The 869-nt window shown below is 74.6% G+C and carries 1 protein-coding gene; it reads right to left on the reverse strand.

Translation table 11 applies throughout. The features are described from left to right. A partial coding sequence (locus G3N94_RS41800; RefSeq protein WP_205799970.1) for an MMPL family transporter occupies positions 1–869 on the reverse strand: 869 nt, incomplete at both ends.

The raw sequence follows: 869 nt of genomic DNA on the forward strand, positions 1-869 counted from the left end.
CGAGTGCCTGCGCGCTCACCGGCACCGGGCTCAGCGCGGCGAGCTCGCGGCTCCACAGGCCGTCGCGATGCAGTGCGAGCGTCGCGCACGCGGCGACCACCAGCGCTGCCAGCGGCCAGCGCAGCCGCGGCGCTGCTGCGGCCGCGCGCGCGAGCACGGCGCCGACGCGCGACACGTCGCGGATCGCGACCTGCCCGCCGCGCAGATGCGGCAGCACGAAGCGCGTGACGAGCGCGGCGGACGTCAGCCCGGCGATCGAATACAGCCCGAGCTGCACGAGGCCCGGAAACCCGGAGAACAGCATCGACGCGAAACCGCACACGGACGTCAGCACGCCGAGCCGGATCGTCGGCCAGTACGCGGCGAGCCATGCACGCGTCGCATCGGCCGGGCGCGCCGCACCGGGCGGGCCGGCCTGTGCAGATTGCACGAACAGGTAGATCGAATAGTCGACCGCTTCGCCGATCAGCGTCGTGCCGAAGCCGAGCGTCAGCCCGTGGACCGTGCCGAACGCGACGCTGACCGCCGCGAGCCCGGCCGCGACGCCCGACAGCACCGGCAGGAGGCCGAGCGCGAGCGTGCGCGGCGAACGATACAGCGTCAGCAGCAGCGCGACGATCAGCACGACGCTCGCGGTCGACAGGCGCTCGACGTCGTGCCGGATCGTGTCGCGCGTGTCGACCGAGAACACGCCGGGGCCCGTCATCGCGAGCGTGTACGCGGCCGCGTTCGGCACCGTTTTCGGCAGCGCGTGGGTCGCGGCGGCGAACGCGCGGCGCACTGCGTCGATCGCGCGCGCCTGCGCATCGGTGTCGGAGCCGGCGGCCGCCGTCTGCACGACGAGCACCGCGCGCGCGCCGTCGCGCGAC

It is taken from the genome of Burkholderia sp. Ac-20353 (genome assembly GCF_017104785.1).
In the GTDB taxonomy this organism is placed as follows: Bacteria; Pseudomonadota; Gammaproteobacteria; order Burkholderiales; family Burkholderiaceae; genus Burkholderia.